This window comes from Rhizobium sp. N122 (genome assembly GCF_002211295.1).
Classification (GTDB): Bacteria; Pseudomonadota; Alphaproteobacteria; order Rhizobiales; family Rhizobiaceae; genus Rhizobium.
Map to the genome: position 1 here is coordinate 12,047 of NZ_LOKU01000034.1, position 20,203 is coordinate 32,249.

The 20,203-nt window shown below is 62.3% G+C and carries 22 protein-coding genes; 13 read left to right on the forward strand and 9 right to left on the reverse strand.

What is annotated here, in order from left to right; genetic code table 11:
- Window positions 1-23: 23 nt before the first annotated feature.
- The gene (locus ATY75_RS21645; protein ID WP_245317615.1) at window positions 24-1,328 is read right to left on the reverse strand and encodes a GGDEF domain-containing protein; all 1,305 of its coding nucleotides are present in this window, start codon (window positions 1,326-1,328) and stop codon (window positions 24-26) included.
- A 56-nt stretch (window positions 1,329-1,384) separates the two neighbouring features.
- Between ATY75_RS21645 and ATY75_RS35485 the strand changes: the two genes are divergently transcribed.
- The gene (locus ATY75_RS35485) at window positions 1,385-1,516 is read left to right on the forward strand and encodes a hypothetical protein (RefSeq protein WP_280950612.1); all 132 of its coding nucleotides are present in this window, start codon (window positions 1,385-1,387) and stop codon (window positions 1,514-1,516) included.
- A gap of 682 nt (window positions 1,517-2,198) precedes the next feature.
- Window positions 2,199-4,169, forward strand: a complete 1,971-nt coding sequence (locus ATY75_RS21650; RefSeq protein WP_088939140.1) for a methyl-accepting chemotaxis protein — start codon at window positions 2,199-2,201, stop codon at window positions 4,167-4,169.
- 64 nt (window positions 4,170-4,233) lie between these two features.
- Here the strand turns inward: ATY75_RS21650 and mctP are convergent, their stop codons facing one another.
- The 6 genes from mctP to ATY75_RS21675 all read right to left on the reverse strand — a co-directional run bounded on the left by mctP (window position 4,234) and on the right by ATY75_RS21675 (window position 8,726).
- Window positions 4,234-5,709 carry a sodium:solute symporter family monocarboxylate transporter gene (gene mctP, locus ATY75_RS21655; protein ID WP_088939141.1) on the reverse strand — a complete coding sequence of 492 codons (1,476 nt, stop codon included), beginning with the start codon at window positions 5,707-5,709 and terminating at the stop codon, window positions 4,234-4,236.
- Complete coding sequence (locus ATY75_RS21660; protein ID WP_088939142.1) at window positions 5,699-5,896, reverse strand: DUF3311 domain-containing protein; 198 nt, start codon at window positions 5,894-5,896, stop codon at window positions 5,699-5,701. The genes mctP and ATY75_RS21660 overlap by 11 nt, the downstream gene beginning before the upstream one ends.
- 13 nt (window positions 5,897-5,909) lie before the next feature.
- Window positions 5,910-6,068: a hypothetical protein gene (locus ATY75_RS34680; RefSeq protein ID WP_190241404.1), complete on the reverse strand. Its 159-nt coding sequence runs from the start codon at window positions 6,066-6,068 to the stop codon at window positions 5,910-5,912.
- 76 nt (window positions 6,069-6,144) lie between these two features.
- Window positions 6,145-6,816, reverse strand: coding sequence for a response regulator transcription factor (locus ATY75_RS21665; protein ID WP_088939143.1), 672 nt, complete (start codon window positions 6,814-6,816; stop codon window positions 6,145-6,147).
- A complete protein-coding gene (locus tag ATY75_RS21670; RefSeq protein ID WP_088939144.1) occupies window positions 6,813-8,186 on the reverse strand; it encodes a cache domain-containing protein in 1,374 nt (457 codons plus the stop codon). The genes ATY75_RS21665 and ATY75_RS21670 overlap by 4 nt, the downstream gene beginning before the upstream one ends.
- A gap of 75 nt (window positions 8,187-8,261) precedes the next feature.
- Window positions 8,262-8,726 carry an Lrp/AsnC family transcriptional regulator gene (locus tag ATY75_RS21675; protein ID WP_054183600.1) on the reverse strand — a complete coding sequence of 155 codons (465 nt, stop codon included), beginning with the start codon at window positions 8,724-8,726 and terminating at the stop codon, window positions 8,262-8,264.
- Window positions 8,727-8,888: 162 nt separating this feature from the next.
- Between ATY75_RS21675 and ATY75_RS21680 the strand changes: the two genes are divergently transcribed.
- From ATY75_RS21680 to ATY75_RS21715, 8 genes are all read left to right on the forward strand, one after another.
- Complete coding sequence (locus tag ATY75_RS21680; protein ID WP_088939145.1) at window positions 8,889-9,668, forward strand: ATP-binding cassette domain-containing protein; 780 nt, start codon at window positions 8,889-8,891, stop codon at window positions 9,666-9,668.
- Window positions 9,669-9,716: 48 nt separating this feature from the next.
- Complete coding sequence (locus ATY75_RS21685) at window positions 9,717-10,490, forward strand: transporter substrate-binding domain-containing protein (RefSeq protein ID WP_088939146.1); 774 nt, start codon at window positions 9,717-9,719, stop codon at window positions 10,488-10,490.
- Between the two features lie 11 nt (window positions 10,491-10,501).
- Entirely contained in the window at window positions 10,502-11,227 is a 726-nt protein-coding gene (locus ATY75_RS21690) for an ABC transporter permease subunit (RefSeq protein ID WP_064841689.1), read from the forward strand.
- Between the two features lie 13 nt (window positions 11,228-11,240).
- Window positions 11,241-11,930: an ABC transporter permease gene (locus ATY75_RS21695; RefSeq protein WP_064832009.1), complete on the forward strand. Its 690-nt coding sequence runs from the start codon at window positions 11,241-11,243 to the stop codon at window positions 11,928-11,930.
- A gap of 124 nt (window positions 11,931-12,054) precedes the next feature.
- Entirely contained in the window at window positions 12,055-12,963 is a 909-nt protein-coding gene (locus ATY75_RS21700) for a homocysteine S-methyltransferase family protein (RefSeq protein ID WP_088939147.1), read from the forward strand.
- A gap of 182 nt (window positions 12,964-13,145) precedes the next feature.
- The gene (locus ATY75_RS21705) at window positions 13,146-14,264 is read left to right on the forward strand and encodes an ABC transporter substrate-binding protein (protein WP_088939148.1); all 1,119 of its coding nucleotides are present in this window, start codon (window positions 13,146-13,148) and stop codon (window positions 14,262-14,264) included.
- A 66-nt stretch (window positions 14,265-14,330) separates the two neighbouring features.
- Window positions 14,331-15,383 carry an iron ABC transporter permease gene (locus tag ATY75_RS21710; protein ID WP_088939149.1) on the forward strand — a complete coding sequence of 351 codons (1,053 nt, stop codon included), beginning with the start codon at window positions 14,331-14,333 and terminating at the stop codon, window positions 15,381-15,383.
- Entirely contained in the window at window positions 15,380-16,168 is a 789-nt protein-coding gene (locus ATY75_RS21715; RefSeq protein ID WP_088939150.1) for an ABC transporter ATP-binding protein, read from the forward strand. The genes ATY75_RS21710 and ATY75_RS21715 overlap by 4 nt, the downstream gene beginning before the upstream one ends.
- A 22-nt stretch (window positions 16,169-16,190) precedes the next feature.
- On the opposite strand, the gene ATY75_RS21720 is transcribed toward ATY75_RS21715, so the two are convergent.
- Window positions 16,191-16,628 (reverse strand): helix-turn-helix domain-containing protein, encoded by a 438-nt coding sequence (locus tag ATY75_RS21720; protein ID WP_064841693.1) that lies wholly within the window; start codon window positions 16,626-16,628, stop codon window positions 16,191-16,193.
- A 206-nt stretch (window positions 16,629-16,834) separates the two neighbouring features.
- Here ATY75_RS21720 and ATY75_RS21725 point away from each other — a divergent pair, with 206 nt between their 5' ends.
- The 3 genes from ATY75_RS21725 to ATY75_RS21735 all read left to right on the forward strand — a co-directional run bounded on the left by ATY75_RS21725 (window position 16,835) and on the right by ATY75_RS21735 (window position 19,407).
- The gene (locus tag ATY75_RS21725; protein WP_088939151.1) at window positions 16,835-18,646 is read left to right on the forward strand and encodes a chloride channel protein; all 1,812 of its coding nucleotides are present in this window, start codon (window positions 16,835-16,837) and stop codon (window positions 18,644-18,646) included.
- Between the two features lie 75 nt (window positions 18,647-18,721).
- Window positions 18,722-18,988, forward strand: a complete 267-nt coding sequence (locus ATY75_RS21730) for a type II toxin-antitoxin system Phd/YefM family antitoxin (protein ID WP_088939152.1) — start codon at window positions 18,722-18,724, stop codon at window positions 18,986-18,988.
- Window positions 18,985-19,407, forward strand: coding sequence for a type II toxin-antitoxin system VapC family toxin (locus ATY75_RS21735; RefSeq protein WP_088939153.1), 423 nt, complete (start codon window positions 18,985-18,987; stop codon window positions 19,405-19,407). The genes ATY75_RS21730 and ATY75_RS21735 overlap by 4 nt, the downstream gene beginning before the upstream one ends.
- A gap of 25 nt (window positions 19,408-19,432) precedes the next feature.
- Here ATY75_RS21735 and ATY75_RS21740 read toward each other — a convergent pair whose 3' ends face one another.
- Window positions 19,433-20,203, reverse strand: coding sequence for an ABC transporter ATP-binding protein (locus tag ATY75_RS21740; protein ID WP_064841697.1), 771 nt, complete (start codon window positions 20,201-20,203; stop codon window positions 19,433-19,435).

Genomic DNA, 20,203 nt, shown 5'->3' on the forward strand with positions numbered 1-20,203 from the left:
GCGGCGACGGATGTGCGAAAGCGTCAGGTCGCCGGCGCCACGCATCGGTTACGGCCGGCATTCTTGGCGGCGTAGAGATTGGCGTCCGCCACTTGCAGCGCCGCTTCCATGCTATCGGCCAAGGACCAATCCGCCAGGCCGATGGAGCAGGTGACGGCGAGCTTCGGGGCCACCTCGGACCAGTCGTGGTCCTGCACCCGCAGGCGCAGCCGCTCGGCAGCGGCAAAGGCGTCCACGGCCCGCGTATCGGGGAGCAGAAGCAGGAATTCCTCGCCGCCCATGCGGATCGCCAGACCGCCTTCCGCGCCGGCATCACCCAGCAAGCCGGCAAGGCGGGAGAGGACGATATCGCCGATCGAATGGGAAAAGACATCGTTGATGCGTTTGAAATGGTCGATGTCGCAGAGCATCAGGGCCGCATGGGTGACGCCGGATTGGGCCCACTCCCGGCATTTGAGCTGCAATTCGCGGCGGTTGCCGAGACCGGTCAGCGGATCGGTGCGCGAGGCCAGCACCGCCTCGCGCTGTTCGGCGGCAAGCCTCAGGTTTTCCTCCAGCAGGCGCTCGCGCTCCAGACGGGCACTGTCTTCCTTACGGCGCATCGTCTCCAGATCGAGCGAAAGCTTCATCGTATAAGCGCGCGCCGAGGCAAGCCGACGGTAATCCTCGACCACCAGCTCGTGATAGATCCTGTGATGGTCGAAGGCCGCCCGCCAGTCGCCGGCCATTTCGCCAATCCGGAATCGCATGTCGAAATGACGCAGCTTCATGCGCGGCACGGCCAGAACCTGCTCCAACGCCTCGATGCCGGCAAGCAGCGACTGCGCTTCATCGAAAGCGCCCTGCCCTGCCAGAAGATAGGCATACCAATAGGAGGTCTCCGCCTCCAGCACCTCGTCCTGCGCGACCCGAGACGCGGCAATGGCGGCGACATATCGGCCCGCCGCCAGGGCGTCTTCACCGCGGGTCCAAGCCAGAAGACCGAGATAACAATGGCATTCGGCAATCTCATAGCTCAGCTTCTCAGCCTGAGCCTCTATCAGGATCGCTTGCAGCTGCTCCTCGGTGCGGGCAAGCAGGAGAGCATCGATCTCCCTCCGTGCCAGCCGATGTTCGCCGAGCGCACGCGCCGCCATGCGGCTGGCGATCGAGCGGGCGATCAGCACGGAGCCCTTGGCGAGACCGCTCGTCTCCGCATAATTGAGGCTTTCGGCCGCGGCCTCGGCGGCGCGATCGAAGTCGTTCGAATCGAACAGGGCCACCGCATAGGCGGTGCGCGCCCGCCAATTGGCCAGTGGATCGGGCAGGATTTGGCGCGTTTCTGGCAATCCGTCAGCAGGCCGAAGCCGGTTTCCAGATCGCCGAGCGCCACGAGAATGCCGCCATGGACCGACTGCAGGGAAATGACGGCGGCCTGATCCTGGCAATATCGGAGCCAGGTTTCGGCGCGAAGGCAGATCTTCAGGCCTTCCCCCAGGGTCTCCTTGTTGAAATGGATGAGCGCCAGTCGATGTGAAACACGCAGGGCTCCGGCAACATCACCCGCCTCGAGTGCTGCCTCATAGGCTGTTTCCGCCACCTCGAGCGCTTCGCGGGTGCGGCATTCCCAGTCCAGGCGCACGGCACTGTCGAGCAGTTCCTGCCAACTCGCTGCCGGGTTCTGATCGTGCCTTGACTCGGAAGACGCCCGTCGTGCCACCTCTGCCCCATTCTTTCCGCACCGCATAGTCTGCGAGAACTTCTAACAATTCTCAAAGAGTTGCGCTTAACGGCGAACTTCATCGCTGAACATCAGTGCCGGCAAGTGGATCTAAGCGGTCCGTTTTGCAACAGGAGATGTGTGCCAATTCAAATCAGCAACTTGATGTACTCTTTCCCATGCGGACTTCGGGCCATTTGTGACGTAAAATGCGTCAAAATATACAAAATGCGCAGCACAATGGCGCCTTATCGGCTTCGTTTACACTCTCTAAAATATCTCCTCCTATTTTTAACGATATCGGAGCGACGTTCTGAGGATCGTCACCTACGCCATGATGGCCGGCCAGGTATCCCGAAATCTCGCATGCAATCGACCTTGTTACCCTGACGCACGCCCCGTTTTAGACGCGACGCGCGCAGCGGTGGATGGCGGGGGCATTCGGGACAGATCCTGGTCACAGACATCTTTAAATCTCGCCGACAGATGGAGCGCGCGAATGAACAGCATGAAGAGTTTCGGGATCGCGATGCGTCTCGCCCTTGGTTTCAGCTTTCTGATCCTGCTGATGGCGGGCCTCAGCATTTACTCGACGGTGCAGGTCGCGGAAATCAATAACAATCTCGGGACGATCAACGACGTCAACAGCGTCAAGCAGCGGTTTGCCATCAACTATCGCGGCAGCGTGCACGACCGGGCGATCGCCATTCGCGACGTGACGCTTGTGACCTCTGCCGATGAACGCAAGGCAGCCGAGGCCTTGATCGAAAAGCTGGCCGCCTCCTACGCCGAGAACGAGAAACGCATGGCGGAGATGGTTGCATCGCCGGCAGGGGCGACAGATCAGGAAAAGACCATTTTGAGCGAGATCGCCGACATCCAGGCGAAAACCAACCCCCTGGTCGCTCAGATCATCGCGCTGCAGGAGAAGGGTGACGGCGAGGCAGCCCGCAAGATCCTGCTCGAACAGGCGCGTCCGGCCTTCGTTGCCTGGCTCGGCGCCATCAACAAATTCATCGACTATCAGGAAGCGCTGAACAAATCGATCGGCGGCGAGGTTCGCAGCACGGCAAGCGGCTTCAAGCCGATCGTCCTGACGGCGCTCGCCATCGCCGCTCTTCTTTCGATCGTTGCCGCTGCCATTACATCGCGTACGATCGTCGGCCCGCTGGCAAAACTGCAGCTGTCGCTGAAGGCGATGGCCGAAGGCAATCTCGACGGCGATCGTCGTCTCGAGGCGCGCGGCGATGAGATCGGCAAGCTTGCGCGGGCCGTGGCCGGCCTGCGCGATGCCATTTCGGCAAAGGCGGAGCGGGAAGCCGACACGGAAGCCAAGCGGGCGGTGGCGGAACGGCATCGGCTCGAACAGGATGCCGATGAACGCCGCACCCTTGCCGAGCAGACGGACCGGGCGGTCGGCCAGCTTGGCGATGCGCTGCAGGCGCTGGCCGACGGCGACCTCACGCAGCAGATCGCCACGCCGTTCATTCCGTCTCTGGAAAAGCTCAGAGCCGACTTCAATGCCGCGGTCGAAAAGCTGCGCGCAGCCATGCAGAAGGTTTCCCAGAACGCCAGCGCCATTGCGGCCGGCGCGCAGGAGATCCGCTCCGCTTCGGACGATCTCGCCAAGCGGACCGAACAGCAGGCAGCCTCCGTCGAGGAAACCGCCGCGGCCCTGGAGGAGATCACCACCACCGTCGCCGATTCCAGCAACAGAGCTCAGGAAGCAGGCCAGCTCGTTCGCAAGACCAAGGACAATGCGGAACGCTCGGGCAGCGTCGTCCGCGACGCGGTCGACGCCATGGGCAAGATCGAATCCTCTGCCACCGAGATCGGCAGCATCATCGGCGTCATCGACGAGATCGCCTTCCAGACCAACCTCTTGGCGCTGAATGCCGGCGTCGAAGCCGCCCGTGCCGGCGAAGCAGGCAAAGGCTTTGCCGTCGTTGCCCAGGAAGTGCGCGAATTGGCGCAGCGTTCCGCCAAGGCGGCAAAGGAAATCAAGGAACTGATCAACGCTTCGAACGGCCACGTGAAAAATGGCGTCGCCCTGGTTGGCGAAACCGGAAAAGCCCTGCAGGAGATTGCGACGCAGGTCCAGCAGGTCGACGGCAATGTCGGCGCCATCGTCGGCGCTTCGCAGGAGCAGGCGACCGGGCTGAAAGAGATCAATACTGCCGTCAACAGGATGGATCAGGGCACGCAGCAGAACGCCGCGATGGTGGAAGAAGCCACAGCCGCCGCCCACAGTCTTGCCAGGGAAGCCGATGCGCTGTTCCAGCTTCTGGGTCAGTTCAAGATTGGCGGAGTAGCGGCGCCGAAGCGCATATCGCAGCCCGCCCCCGCGGCTCATCATGCTCAACCCGTGGCATCGCCGGCGCGCCAAATGATCGCCAAGGTGGGCAGGTCGTTCCAGGGGACGGCGACCCAGGGCAATGCGGCATTGGCCGGCGATTGGGAAGAGTTCTGATTGCTGGAGCGTTCTGCTGAAAATAAAATAACGAAGGGCAGCGTTTGCTGCCCTTCGTTTTTTCTTATGCCCGGGCTGGAACCTTGGCCGGAAGCAGGGCATTGATCACCACCGCGACCGCGATGTTTGCCGCCAGCGCCAGCAGTCCGGTATAGACGGTGAAGGGTTCGCCACCGAGGCTGATCATATGCAGTGGCTTCCAGCCGGCATCCCAGACCAGGAAGGTGCCGCCGCAGAAGCCGACGAACCAGCCGGCAAGCAGAGCGGGTGCACGGAACCAGTTGGTGTAGAGACCGAAGACCAGGGCCGGAAGCGTCTGCAGGATCCAGATGCCGCCAAGCAGTTGCAGGTCGAGTGCGAACTGCGTCGGCAGGAAGATGATGACGAGCAACGCGCCGACCTTCACCACCAGGGAGGTGACCTTCGCGACCTTGGCCTCGCCCGCATCGCTGACTTTGGGATCGACATAGGCCTTCCAGAAATTGCGGGTGAAGAGATTGGCGGCACCAATGCTCATTACCGCCGCCGGCACCAGCGCGCCGATGGCGATCGCCGCGAAGGCGAAGCCGGAGAACCAGCCTGAAAACAGCGTCTTGAACAGGGTCGGAACGACATCATTGGCACTGTCGAGCTTCAGATTGGCGGCATGGCCCATATAGCCGAGCAGGGCCAGAAGTCCGAGCAGCAGCGTATAGGCGGGCAGCATGATTGCGTTCTTGCGGATCGTCTTGCCGCTGTTGGAGGCAAAGATGCCCGTCAGCGTGTGCGGATACATGAAGGCCGCCAGCGCCGAACCGAGAGCGAGCGTGGCATAGGCGACGTACTGGTTGCCGCCGAGCAGCAGGTTGCCGGAGCCCTTGGCCTGGAAGGCCGCATCGGCCGAGGCGAAGACATTGGCATAGCCGCCGAGCTTCGACGGGATCAACGCCACGGCTGCGATCACCACGATATAGATCATGATGTCCTTGACAAAGGCGATCAGGGCCGGGGCGCGCAGGCCCGCTGAATAGGTATAGAGCGCCAGCACGATGAAGGCGATCGCCAGCGGCAGTTCGCCATGCAGCCCGAGCGCCTTGAGGACCGCCGTCATGCCAACGAGCTGGAGGGCGATGTAAGGCATGGTGGCGATGACGCCGGTAGCCGCGACCGCGAGTTCGAGGCCGCGCGATCCGTATTGGCCGTGGACGACGTCGGCCGCCGTCACATAGCCGAAATCCTTGGCGCGTTTCCACAGGACCGGCATGACCATGAAGACGAAGGGATAGACGACGATGGTGTAGGGCAGCGCGAAGAAGCCGTAGGCGCCGACCGTATAGACCAACGCCGGGACGGCGATCACGGTATAGGCGGTGTAAAAATCGCCGCCGACAAGGAACCAGGTGATCCAGGTGCCGAAATTGCGGCCGCCGAGGCCCCATTCATCGATATGGGCGAGCGTCTCGGGCTTGCGCCAGCGGCTGGCGACGAAGCCCATGACGGTGACGAGGACGAAAAAGAAGATGAAGACGGCAAGCGCCGTGCCGTTGATGTCAGTCGTCATGGCGAACGCTCCGATAAGCGATCCAGGTCAATGTCGCCGTGATCGGCACCCAGAGAAGCTGATACCAGTAGAAGAAGGGAAAGCCGAAAAGCGCCGGCTCGCGGACATTGTAAAATGATGGCCAGAGCAGACCTATATACGGAATGATCAGCAGCCAGAGCGCTGCCTTGCTACGTGGTTTTTCCATGTCGGAATACCTTTCAGGCGCCGCGGGCGGCGGTCGCCATGTTCCAGTTGTCGGCGTGGAAGGCAGGTCTGTCAGCCGGCGGCGGCAGCAGGCCCGGTTCGGGTCGCTCGAGCTTTTCCGGCGGATCGGAAGCTGATGTAACGCATGTGAATTCCTCCCAACGGCTTGGCACTTGGCTGGCCGCGAATGGAGTCCTAGGGCGTTGGTTTTATCCTCACAAGATGGGCGCGGCGGCGAAATACCGGGGCCTACCCAGAAGTGGGTAGGCGCGAATTCGCGTCGATTGTCGAGACGATGCCGTGGTCGAGCGCATAGCGGATGAGGCCTGCCGTGGTAGCGATGCCGAGCTTTTTCTTGAGGTTCTTGCGGTGGGTTTCCGCCGTGGCGGCGCTTATCCCGAGCGCTTCGGCGATCTCGCGGTTGCTCCTGCCGGCAACGATCAGCCCGAGCGTATCGCGCTCGCGCGGCGTCAAGGGATCGCTCCCCTCCTCTACGCGCTCACCCATCAGCGCGTCGAAGACGCCGGAGGAGAAATAGGTGCCGCCGCCCGCCACTGTCTCGATGGCCGCGACGATCTCGTCGGTGGACACGTCTTTCAGCACATAACCGGCGGCGCCATGCATGACCGACGAGGAAATATACTCGCGGCTGTCATGCATGGAGAGCATCACGACGCGGGTCTGCGGAAGTTCACTCCTGAACAGTTCGATCGCATCGATGCCGCTGAGCTTCGGCATGTTGATGTCCATCAGCACCACCTGCGGCTGGATCTGCCGGGCGATATCGAGCCCGGTCTGCGCCAGCCCGGCGGTGCCGGCGACTTCGATATGGTCGAAGGTTTCGAGCACGGCTTTCAACCCGTCCAGCACCAGCGGATGGTTGTCGATCAGGAGGACCTTGATTTTCGGGCGTTCCGTCATGCGGCTTCCGCCTGCTTGCCGGCGGCAAAATTGGCCGATCTCGGCATCATTGCCGTCAGCGTCGTGCCGGCCTCGCTGCTGTCGATCAGCAGCAGGCCGCGGAAGTGCGCCATCCGCTCCTGCATGTTGCGCAGGCCGAGGCCCGAGCCGCCGGACGCGCCATCGAAGCCGCTGCCGTTGTCGGAGATGGTCATGCGGGCGCGGCCGCCGTCGCTCCAGAGCTTGACCGAGAGCTTCGAGGCGCCCGAATGCCGCTCGACATTGTTGAAGGCCTCCTGGGCGACGCGATAAAGGGCGGTACTGGCTTCCGCCTTCAGCGTGCCGGTGAAGCCCGAGGCGTCGATCTCCGTCTCGATGCCCGTCCGTTCGGCAAAGTGATGGCAGAGCGCCTCCAGCGCAGCCGTCAGGCCGAGATCGTCGAGCACGCGGGGGCGCAGATCATGCGAGAGCAGCCGAATTTCCTTGATCGCGCCGTTCAGCGCCTCGACGCCGCGCTCGATGGTCAGCGCCGCATCGTCGACATTGGTCCTGACTTTGCGGCCGGCGAGATCCATCGCATAGCGCACGCCGAGAAGGGTCTGGGAGATGCCGTCATGCAGCTCGCGCGCCAGCCGTGTGCGCTCTTCTTCCTGGGTGTCGATGACCCGCTGCGTCAGTTCCTTCAACCGGCTGTCGGCCATCCGGCGCTCATGGAAGGTCAGCAGCATGCAGGTGGTGAACACGACCAGCACCGAAGGCACGGCGATCAGCGCGACGATGACGAAGGTCCGTCTGATGTTGGCGCGCGTCACCGCATTGGCGGCGGCACTCTGGGCAAAGACGTCATCCAGGTAGACGCCGGTGCCGACGACCCAGTGCCATTTGTCGAGGCTGACGACGAAGGAGAGTTTGTCGGCGATCTGTCCGGTCGATGGCTTCTGCCATTTGTACTGGTGCAGGCCGCCGCCGGCCTTTGCCGTGGCGATCAGTTCGGCGATGACCTTGTCGCCATCGGGATCGGTAAGGTCGAGCCAATTTTGCCCATGGCGGAAACTCTGGCGCGGATGGACGATATTGTTGCCGTCGTAATCATAGACGAAGAAATACCCGTCCTTGCCGTAGTCGAGCGAGGTCAGGATCTCAGCCACCTGCCGCTTGGCGGCTTCGTCGTCGGCCCCGGCCTTGTCATAGATCGTCTGGATAGCGGAGAGCGCAAGATTGGTCAGATTGAGAATCTCGGCTTCCCTCGTCTTCAGCATGTTCTGCTCGAACGTGTCGATGCTGTTCTTGGCGAGGTTTGCCGATTGCCAGGTGATGAAGGTGGTGATCGCGAGGATCGAAATGACCAGCGGAACGATCGCCAATGCGATGATCTGGTGTCGTAGCGTCAACGGTCATTCCTCCCAAGGATCTGCGCCCGGAATTATGCCCTTTGCCCGATATGAGTCCAGCCGCTTGCCCCGATCCTATTCCAGCGGCACGAACAGGCCGAGCTTGACGTCGCGCAGCACGACATTGGTGTGCATGCGGCGGATCTGCGGATTGTCAGCCATGATCAGGGCGGCGATGTCGTCATAATGCTCGACGTCGCGGGCGGTGACGATGGCAATCAGATCGACGGCGCCGGTGACGTAATAGACCTGCTGGATATGATCCTGCTTCTCCGCCCATAGCCGAAACTTCGCCAAAGCGTCGTAATTGTCCCGCTCGATCTCCATGCCGACGATGAACACCATCGATGTTCCCGTCGCTTTCCGATCAACGACGGCGACCTCGGCCTTGATGATCCCCTCCTCGCGCAGCCGTTTCAACCGCCGCTGCACGGCCGAGACCGACAGGCCGATCCGTTCGGCGATCGTTTCGGCCTTCAGCTGGCAATCACGCTGAACGATATCGAGGATGTCACGGTCAAAACGATCCAGCTGTTCCATTGTCCATTCCCATTTCAGCTGCGGCACATCATACATTCTGCCGCATTCGATGCGCGAGGAAGATTATTTTGCACAAAATATGCAAAATAGGTGATAATTGCGCGAAAAAACCGCGTTATTTTATCATTATCCTTCGCATCTCAAGTTCAGCCGGACCCATGCATGTCGGATCAACCCTTTCCTGCTCTTCGCGTCGAAGATCTCCACAAAAGCTTCGGCTCGCAACAGGTTCTCAAGGGTATCTCGACCGAGGCCCACAAGTCGGATGTGATCTCTATCATCGGCTCGTCGGGTTCCGGCAAGAGCACTTTTCTCAGATGCATCAATTTCCTGGAAACACCGGATCGCGGCCGCATTGCGGTGAACGGCGAGGAAGTCGGGATGAGGGCCGGCCGCGGCGGGAAGCTGCAGCCGCAGAGCTGGCGGCAGATCGAACGGCTGCGGACGGGGCTCGGCATGGTGTTTCAGAGTTTCAATCTCTGGGCTCATCGCACCGTATTGGAAAACATCATCGAGGCGCCGGTCCATGTCATGGGCATTTCCAGGCGCGAGGCGGTCGAAAAGGCGGAGGCCCTGCTTCACAAGGTCGGGCTTTTCGACAAGCGCGACGCCTACCCCGCCTTTCTCTCCGGCGGTCAGCAGCAGCGCGCGGCGATTGCGCGGGCGCTCTGCGTCGATCCTGCCGTCATGCTGTTCGACGAACCGACATCGGCGCTCGATCCGGAATTGGTCGGCGAGGTCCTCAAGGTCATCCGCGATCTCGCGGAAGAAGGCCGCACCATGCTGATCGTCACGCATGAAATGCGCTTCGCCCGGGATGTGTCGAGCCGCGTCCTCTTCCTGCATCAGGGGCGGATCGAGGAGGAAGGGCCGCCGGAGCAAGTTTTCGGGGCGCCGGTCAGCGCCCGCTGCCGGGAGTTCACCCGTCTCGGCGCCCATTGATCCACATCAGCCATCATCGACAACACACGAACCTGGAGAATTCTGCGAATGAAACTGCTTCCCATGCTTTTCGCCGGCGCGGCCCTTGCGCTTTCCGCCGTCACCGCACAGGCCGAAGTCCGCTTCGGCGTCATGAACGAATCCTACCCGCCCTTCTTCGCCAAGGACGCCTCCGGCGAGTGGCACGGCTGGGAGATCGATCTGATGAACGCCGTCTGCGCAGAGATGAAGGAGAAATGCTCGATCGTCGACATCTCTTGGGACGGTCTCATTCCGGCGCTTCAGAGTAAGAAGTTCGACGTGATCTGGTCGTCGATGTCGAACACGGCGGAACGCTCGAAGGTGATCGATTTCACCGACAAATACTATAACACGCCGAGCACCTTGATCGGTCCCAAGGACCAGAAGCCGGGCGCCACCGCCGAGGACGTGAAGGGCAAGACCATCGGCATCCAGGTGTCGACGATCCAGTCTGAATATTACAAGAAGTATTTTGCCGGCGCCGCCGAGGAAAAGACCTACCAGACGCTCGACGAGGCTTTCCAGGATCTGGCTTCCGGCCGTATCGACTACGTCTTCGGCGATTCGCTGGCGCTCGACGCGTTCCTCAAAAGCGACGGCGGCAAGGATTGCTGCGCCAAGATGGGAGATGTCGCCGACGACAAGGAAATTCTCGGAGCCGGCGTTTCGGGCGGATTGCGCAAGGAAGACACGGAGCTGAAAGCCAAGCTGAATGCGGCGATCGCTGCCGTTCGCGCCAACGGCCAGTATGACGCCATCACCAAGAAATACTTCGACTTCGACATCTACGGCGCGAAGTAAGCACTGCAAAAATGGCGACCGCGCAACAAGGCATTCTGGATCTGCTGTCTCCCTATCCTCCGGGATGGGGCGGCGTTCTTTTGACAGGTGCTGTCTCCACGGTCGCCATCTCGGCTTGCGCCTTCGCCATCGGCCTGCTGCTCGGCACCGGCGGCGCGCTCGGAAAGCTTTCCGGCAATCGAGCACTGCGCCTGGTGCTCGATCTCTACACCACGCTCATCCGCGCCGTTCCCGAACTGATCCTCATCGTCGGCCTCTATTATGCAGGCACCGACGGCCTCAACCGGCTGCTGGCGGCACTCGATCTGCCGCCGGTCAATGTGAACGGCTTCGTCGCCGCCGTCGCCGTGCTCGGCTTCGTGCAGGGCGCCTATATGACCGAGGTGCTGCGCGGCGCGATCCTCGCCATTCCCACCGGTCAGATCGAGGCGGCCAAGGCCTTCGGCATGGGGCCGATGCTGCGGTTCCGCCGCGTCCTGCTGCCGGCGCTATTGCCGAACGCGCTGCCAGGGCTTGCCAATCTCTGGATGTCGATCACCAAGGACAGCGCGCTCGTCGCGGTCGTCGGCTACCAGGAACTGGCGCTCGCCACCCGGCTTGCCGGGGCAAGCACCAAACACTATTTCGTGTTTTTCCTCGCCTCCGCCTTTCTCTACCTCGCCATCACTCTCGTTTCCAACGTCGCCTTCAAGCTGATCGAAGGGCGGGTGCGGCGCGGACAGCCGCGTCTCGCCTGAGGAAGCCGCGCCCATGAGTTTCACCTGGATCTCCTCCTATTGGCCGCTGCTTCTGACCGGCGCCTGGCAGACCGTGGCGCTGCTGGTCATCTCAGTGGTGTTTGGTTTCATCATTGCCATCGGACTCGCCTTCGCGCAGGTCAGCGGCGGCAGGCTGACGCGGCTGCTGGCCCGCGGTTACTGCACCTTCTTCCGCGGCACGCCGCTGCTGATCCAGCTCTGGCTGCTCTACTATGGGGTCGGCTCGCTGCTGCCGATGATCCCCGGCATCCGCCAGAGCCTGTTCTGGCCGATCCTGCGCGAGGGCTTTTTCTTTGCCGCCGTCAGCTTCACGCTGAATTATGCGGCCTATGAGGCGGAGGTTTTGCGCGGCGCGCTGCTTGCCGTTCCCAAGGGCGAGCTGGAAGCCGGGCGGGCTTTCGGTCTGTCGCCCTGGAAGCTGACCCGCCGCATCTGGCTGCCGCGCGCCATCCGCATCGCCCTGCCGACGATTGCCGGGGAGATCGTCATGCAGCTGAAGGCGACGCCGCTCGCCTTCACGGTGACGGTGATGGATCTCTACGCCGTGGCCAACAAGGTCCGTCAGGATACGCTCCTGGTCTATGAGCCACTGCTCGTCGTCACTCTCTTTTATCTCGCCCTGACCGCAGTGATTGCCCGCGTCTTTCGAGGTCTCGAAGCGCAAGTGCCGGTTCGTCGTTAGCCGATCGGAAAGAGCTCGCAATGAACCCCGCCGCCTGTCGGAGCGAACAACGCACACTCACCCCTTTTGTAAATGAAAAGCACGCCCGCCGGTAACGGCGTGGCGGCCCGAATGGAGACCCTTCATGAGCAGGACACGAATCCTCGATGGCGGCATGAGCCGCGAGCTGCTGCGGCTCGGCGCCGAATTGAAACAGCCAGAATGGTCGGCGCTCGCGCTGATCAATTCGCCGGATATCGTCCGCGAGGTGCATAAGGAATTTATCGCCGCCGGCTCTGAGATCATCACGACCAACAGCTATGCGCTCGTGCCCTTCCATATCGGCGAGGACCGATTCCAGAAGGAGGGGCCAGCACTGATCCGTCTCGCCGGCCGCCTGGCGCGCGAGGCGGCCGATTCAATCGCCGACCGCAAGGTGCTGGTCGCCGGTTCGCTGCCGCCGATCTTCGGCTCCTACGAGCCACAGAATTTTCAGCCTTCGCGAGTGCAGGATTACCTCAAGGTGCTGGTCGAAAACCTCGCCCCCTTTGTCGACATATGGCTCGGCGAGACGCTGAGCCTGATCGCCGAGGGCGAGGCCGTCCGCCAGGCGGTGGCGGCATCAGGCAAGCCCTTCTGGATCTCCTTCACGTTGGCGGATGACGCGGCGGATATCGAAAGCGGCGAACCGAGGCTTCGCTCCGGCGAAAGCGTCGAGGCGGCGGCATCCTGGGCAGTGTCGTCAGGCGCCGAAGCCTTCCTGTTCAATTGCAGCAAACCCGAAGTCATGCGAGCCGCCGTCGAGACGGCCGCCGGGACGTTCCGGAAGGCGGGTGCCCAGATCGAAATCGGCGTCTACGCCAATGCCTTCGAAGGGGAACAGGGCGAATCGGCCGCCAATGAAGGCCTGCACGAGACTCGCGGCGACCTGAACGACGACGCCTATTCGCGTTTTGCCTGCTCCTGGGCCGAGGCTGGCGCCACGATCATCGGCGGTTGCTGCGGCATCGGTGCCGCTCATATTCACCGCCTCGGCAAGGTGCTTTTGCGCTGACACGGCAGGGCGGCGGTGGTTGTCATACCGCCGCCGCCACGCATCGATGGAGATGATGGCGCACCATTATTTTCGGTGCCGTCACTTGTGTTTCTGCAGGGGAAGAGCCTGTCGATAAATAACTTGATTTATTTGATCAACTTTTATAACTCGGCCTCGTATTTAACTCATGGAAGGTCGTCATGAATTTTAGATCCGGAGCCGGCTGGCTGGTTGCCTCGATTATTTCTGTTTCCGTTGTTTTCTTTGCCCCGTCTGTGATGGCGGAGCAGAAGACGATCACCGATGTGATCGGCCGTCACGTGAAGGTCGAGCTTCCGGCCAAGCGCGTCGTTCTCGGCTTCTATTTCGAAGATTACATGGCCGTCGGCGGCGAGAAGGCCTATGACTCCGTCGTCGGCATTTCCCGCGAGGCATGGGAAGGCTGGGTGCCTGCGAACTGGAAGATGCACATTACCCACCGCCCCTCGCTCGGCGACATCGCCGATGTCGGCGAAGTGGAAGCACAGACCTTTTCCATCGAGAAGGTGTTGAGCCTCAACCCCGACCTGGTCATCCTTGCCGACTGGCAGTACCAGGCGCTCGGCCAGGACGTCCATCGCTTGGAAGAACAAGGCATTCCGGTCGTCATCGTCGATTACAACGCCCAGACGGTCGAGCGCCATGTCGCCTCGACCGTGCTGTTAGGACAACTGACCGGTCAGGATTCGCGCGGCAAGGAAATCGCCGATTTTTATGCCGGCGCGCTGAAGGACATCGCCACCCGCATCGCTGCGTCGGGCAAGCCGAAGCCGAAGGTCTATGTCGAATTCGGCAATAAGGGGCCGGCGGAGTATTCCTTCACCTACGGCAAGAACATGTGGGGCGCCATGTCCACGGCAGCCGGCGGCGACAATATCGCGGCACCCTTCGTCGAATGGTGGGGGCCGATCAATCCCGAGCAGGTCCTGGCGTCCAAGCCAGACGCCATCTTCATCTCCGGCCGCGAGAACAACAAGAGCGAGACCGCCCTGCCGATGGGCGAGGGCGTGAAGGCCGACGAAGCCCGCGGCAAGCTGAAGGCCTTCGAAACCCGCCGGGGCTGGAGCGAGCTTCCCGCCGTCAAGAACGGCCAGCTCTTCGGCGTTTATCAAGGCGCGTCCCGGACGATCTCGGATTTCGCGATGGTGCAGTATATCGCCAAGCAGCTCTATCCCGAGCAGTTCAAAGACGTCGACCCGGTTGCCGACTACCTCGGCTATTACAAGAAGTATCTGCCGGTGGTTCCCGAAGGCACCTTCGCCATTGCCGTCAAGGGTTGATCCCGGCCGGCCCATCTCCGCGAGCGCCATCTTCGGTGGCGCTCGTTTCCAATCGAGAGTTTTCCCATGACAGTGACCGCCCGCAATGCCGAAGCGATCGGCGCGCACCGGCTGCGTGAACGCAGGCGCTGGCGCAGCCTGCTCCTTTTTGTCGCGCTGATGGCGGTCTGTCTCGTTCTCGATATCGCGACAGGCCCCTCGCGGCTGTCGCCGGCAGAAGTGGTGCGGTCGCTCACGGGTCTCGGCGAGCGGGCAGGAATGACTGATGCCATCGTTCGCGGCTTGCGCCTGCCCATGGCGCTGATGGCGCTTGCCGTCGGTGGAGCGCTCGGGGCCGGAGGCGCGCAGATGCAGACGCTTCTCAACAATCCGATGGCCAGCCCCTATACGCTCGGCATGGCGGCCGCGGCCGGGTTCGGAGCAGCATTGGTTCTGGCGCTCGGCGGCTTCGGCCTCGATGCGATGATCGCCGTGCCGCTCGGCGCTTTCGTCTTTTCCATGCTGGCGGCGCTCTTTCTCTTCACCCTCGCATCGATGCGCCGCATGACAGCGGAAACCATCATTCTCGGCGGCATCGCCCTTCTCTTCCTGTTCCAGTCGCTGCTATCGCTGATCCAGTTTCTCTCCTCGCCGGAGCTATCGCAGCAGATCTTGTTCTGGCTGTTCGGCAGTCTGACGAAGGCGACCTGGCCGACACTCGGTCTGACCGCGGCTGTCACGTTCGTCTGCTGCGCTATGCTCATGGCGGATTCCTGGAAGCTGGCGGCCCTGCGCATGGGCGAGATGCGGGCGGCAAGCCTCGGCGTCAATGTCCGGCTCTTACGCATGAAGGTCCTCGTCATCGTTGCCATCATGACAGCGACCGCCACCAGTTTCGTCGGCGTGATCGGCTTCATCGGTCTCGTCGCCCCGCACATCGCCCGCATGACGGTCGGCGAAGATCAGCGTTTCTTTCTGCCGATGTCCGTCGTCAGCGGCGCGCTGATGCTGTCGGCGGCTTCCGTCGTGTCGAAGTCGATCATTCCGGGCGCGCTGTTTCCGGTCGGTATCGTCACCGCCATCGTCGGCGTGCCGTTCCTGCTGTGGCTGATCTTTGCGCCGAAGAGGTCCGGCGCATGATCCGCCTCGAAAACATCGCCATCGAACGCGGTGGTCAAAGGATCGTCTCCGGTATCGACACCTGCCTGGAGACCGGCAAGATTCACGCCGTCATCGGCCCCAACGGCACCGGCAAGACCACGCTTCTGCGGGCGCTCTTCGGCGACTTGCCGCTCGCCGAGGGCAGGCTGACGCTTGGCGGCAACAGCCTCTCCGCCGGACGCACGAGCGCGCGGACGCTGAAGTCCTGGCGCGAAAGCTTCGCCTATATGCCGCAGGACACCGCCGCCGATATTGCGCTCACCGTTCTCGAAGTCGTGGTGCTCGGGCGGCTTGGCCGGCTCTCGCTGCACATTGATGACGAGACGCTCGACATGGCGATGACGCGGCTTTCGCAGGCCGGCATCGCCCATCTTGCCGGCCGCGACATCGCGTCGCTCAGCGGCGGACAAAGGCAGATGGCGCTGTTTGCGCAGGTGCTGATGCGCGCGCCGAAAGTCATGCTGCTGGACGAACCCGTCAGCGCGCTCGATCTGAAGCATCAGATCGCGCTGCTCGACCTGGTGCGCCGGGAAACGCGCGCCAATGGCTGGGTCACCATGGTCGTGCTGCATGATCTCAATCTGGCCTGCCAATATGCAGACAACCTGCTGGTGATCGCGGATGGCGCGATGAAAGCGAATGGTCACCCGCAATCGATCGTGACGCCTTCGCTGATCGCGCAGACCTATGGCGTGGATGTTGAGGTTTTGCGCGACCACCGCGGTCAGCCCGTCATTCAGCCGCTGGTCGCCGAGACTGTGTGAGTGCCGCCAGCCGCAGCCGCGTTCACTGCGCTTTCGGCGCCGTCTTCTGCAGCTCGAGCAGAAGCTCGATCAGCTTCGGCGCCATCACCCTGATTTCCGAAAGGTGAACGGCGCTCAGCCTCGTCAGAAGCTCATCCGCCTTCTCGGTCAGCAGCAGCGTCTGGCGGCGCCTGTCTGTGGGATCGGCATGGCGTTCGACCAGTCCGGCATCCGATAGCCGCCCGACGAGCTCGGTCGCCGTATGCGGCGCGATGATCAGCCGCTCGGCCAGCATGCCGATGGTCATGGTTTCGCCGCCGCGTTGCCCCTTGATCGCCAGCAGCGCCTGATGCTGCTGCACGGGCAGTCCTTCCGACTGGGCGGCCGACGCGCTGAAGTCCATGAACTGGCGAAGCGCGAATCTGAGGTCGGCGAGCGCCTCATAATCCTCCTGTCTCAGCGGCGGCGGGATTTTCTTCACACTCATTCTCCTCTGCCGCTTGGTTCGCAGGAGGCGATCCATGCGCGCGCTATTGCCGATCTCGAATAGATGGGCAGCCGCCGGCCGGTCAAGTGAGGCATCTTCCGAGAGATTTTCGCCTTCTTGCTTTCGCCCATTGATTTATATCGTATCACGATATAATCACGCCACTCAAGCAGACCCATTTCCGCGTAGCAGAGGCTTCCATGGCGCAGCATCAACCCAGCAACCGGCCGCATGATTTTACCGGCGGTCTTTCCCGGCGCGAGGCCGGCGATTTCACCACCGACAAGCGGGTTCTCCTGCTGGTCGGGATGTCCATCATCGTCGGCACCGCGGGCGCCTTTGCGGCTTGGTGTCTCGTCAGCCTGATCGCGCTGGTGACCAATGTCGTCTGGTTCGGAGAGATCGGCATTCAGCCTAACTCTCTGGCTCCAGTGCCGCGCTCGCTGTGGGTGGTGCTGGTGCCGCCGCTCGGCGGACTGGTGATCGGCCTGATGGCCCGCTTCGGGTCGGAAAAAATTCGCGGCCACGGCATTCCCGAGGCAATCGAAGCGATCCTGATCGGCGGCAGCCGGATGTCGCCGAAGGTCGCCGTGTTGAAGCCGCTGTCGTCGGCGATCTCGATCGGTACCGGCGGCCCGTTCGGCGCCGAGGGGCCGATCATCATGACCGGCGGGGCGATCGGATCGCTGTTCGCGCAATTCTTCCATATGAGCGCGGCCGAGCGGAAGACGCTGCTCGTCGCGGGTGCCGCCGCAGGCATGACGGCGATCTTCGGTTCACCCATCGCCGCCGTCATGCTGGCGGTCGAATTGCTGCTGTTCGAATGGAAGCCGCGCAGCTTCATTCCCGTCGCCGTTGCTGCCTGCGTGTCGATCTGCTGGCGTCCGCTGCTCTTTGGCACCGGACCGCTGTTCCCGACCCATTTCCAGGTGGATTTGCCCTGGTGGGGAATTTTCGCCTGTGCGGCAATGGGCATCATATCGGGGCTGCAATCGGGATTGCTGACGACACTGCTCTATCGGATCGAGGACTTGTTCGAGGCGCTGCCGATCCATTGGATGTGGTGGCCGATGCTCGGCGGTCTCGTCATCGGCCTCGGCGGCCTGATCGAACCGCGGGCGATGGGTGTCGGTTACGACATTATCGATGGCCTGCTCAACAACCGGCTGCTCGCCCCGGCGGTGATGTCGATCCTGCTGGTGAAGACCGTCATCTGGCTGTTTGCCCTGTCTTCGGGCACCTCCGGCGGCGTGCTCGCGCCGCTTCTGATCTTCGGCGGCGCGCTCGGATGGCTGGTCGGCCTTGTCATGCCCGGCAATGATCCGGGCTTCTGGGCGCTGCTCGGCATGGCGGCGATGATGGGCGGAACCATGCGCGCGCCGCTGACGGGGACCTTCTTTGCCATGGAGATCACCGGCGACATCAGCACGCTCGTTCCTCTGCTCGCCGCAACGGTGGTGGCCTATGCCGTCACGGTTCTTCTCTTGCGCCGCTCGATCCTTACCGAGAAGATCGCCCGCCGCGGGCAGCACATCACCCGCGAATACGGCGTCGATCCCTTCGAACTCTCACGGGCAAGGGAGATCATGATCAGTGATGTCGACACGCTTCCCGTTACGATGACAATCGGCGAGGCCTGCGATTTCTTCGCCTCCGAGCAGAAGACGCACCGGATTTATCCGGTGGTCGATACTCAGGGCAAACTGGCCGGCATCGTCTCGCGGGCCGATGCCCTGCTCTGGCAGGGCAAGCCCGATCTCGCCGCCCAGACGCTTGGCGAAACCGTCACGGATGATTCCGTTCCCGTCGGGCATCCTGACGATACGGTCGCATTCATTGCCGATCTGATGCTGTCGACGGACAATGGCCGTATTCCGATCGTCGATCCGGCATCGGGCAGACTGCGCGGTCTGATCGCCCGAAAAGATCTGCTGCGGCTGCGCAGTTCCTTGAGGTCCGCGGAATTAGATCGACGGCCCTATTTGACCGCAGGAGCGAGAAGCAAACCGTAATAGCCGCGCCGCTTGCCACTCCTCCAAACTCGGCTTATATAGTCACTATGGTCATTCTGGTCATGGAGTTGCGCAATGCAGCCATCACGGCAGGGCGATGAAAGCTGGACCGTTGCCAGCGCAAAAGCGAAGCTTTCCGAGGTTATCGAACGGGCGCAATCCGCCCCGCAGACGATAACCCGGAACGGCAAGCCGAGCGTCGTCGTCGTCTCAGCCGAGGAATGGCAGCGCAAGACCGAGCGCAAGGGTACGCTTGTCGAATTTCTGATGAGTTCGCCGCTGCGCGGCGCTGCTCTGGATCTCGAGCGTCAACGCGACGAACCGCGTGATCCTGAACTGTGAGGCTTCTGCTGGACACCAACGTCCTGTCCGAGGTGACGAAGCCGAACCCTGACATGCGCGTCTTGGCGTGGCTGGACAAGCTCGACGAGGATCGCACCTTCATCAGCATCGTGTCGATCGCGGAGATCAGGCGTGGTGTCGCCCTGATGGACAGCGGACGAAAACGCGACGCGTTGGCCGACTGGCTTGCCCGGGACCTGCCGCAACGCTTCGAGCGCCGCATCATCCCGGTGGAGGAGCCGGTTGCCCTGGCCTGGGGCGACCTGATGGGCCGGGCGAAGCGGAGCGGTCGCGGCCTCTCCTCAATGGATGGGCTGATCGCCGCAACCGCGGTTGCTCACGATCTCACCCTCGCGACGCGCAACACGAAAGATTTCGAAGGCTTTGGTATCGAGCTCATCGATCCCTGGATCGCATAGCCGGGAAGACTGCGGCAAACAGCCTTCAATGCAACCCGAACAGGTTCAGCAGTTCCTCGCGATGGCGGACGAATTCCGGTGCGCTTCGGTCGCGCGGGCGCGGCAGATCGATATCGATCAGGCGCGGTTCGGCCCCCTTTTCCCGCGGCAGGATCAGGATCCGGTCGGCGAGATAGATCGCTTCCTCGAGATCGTGGGTGACGAGAATGGTCGTCACATCCTCATCGCGCCAGATCCGGGCGAGTTCCTGCTGCATGCCGATCTTGGTCATCGCATCGAGCGCGCCGAGCGGTTCGTCGAGCAGCAGGATTTCCGGCTGGACGGCAAGCGCCCGGGCGATGCCGACGCGCTGTGCCATGCCGCCGGAGAGTTGCCGGGGATAGGCCGCCTCGAACTGCTGCAGACCGACGAGCTTGACGTAGTGACGCGCACGCGCCCTCGCCTGCTCGCGGGTGAGGCCTCTGGTTTCCAGGCCGAAGGCGACGTTGCCGAGGACATCGAGCCAGGGAAGAAGGCGCGGCTCCTGGAAGATGACGGCGCGTTCCGCGCCGACGCCGCGGATCGCCTTGCCGTCGACAAGCACGTCACCAGTGTCGGCCTCTTCGAGGCCGGCCAGAACCCTGAGCAGGGTCGTCTTGCCCGAACCGCTGGCGCCGACGATTGCAAGGCTTTCGCCGGAGCGGATGTGGAGATTGATATCTTTCAGAACCTGCAGATGGCTGCCGTTCAGCTTGTAGGATTTGGAGAGGTGACGGATCGTCACCTCTCCGCGGCGAATGTCTTGGGCGAGGCTCAT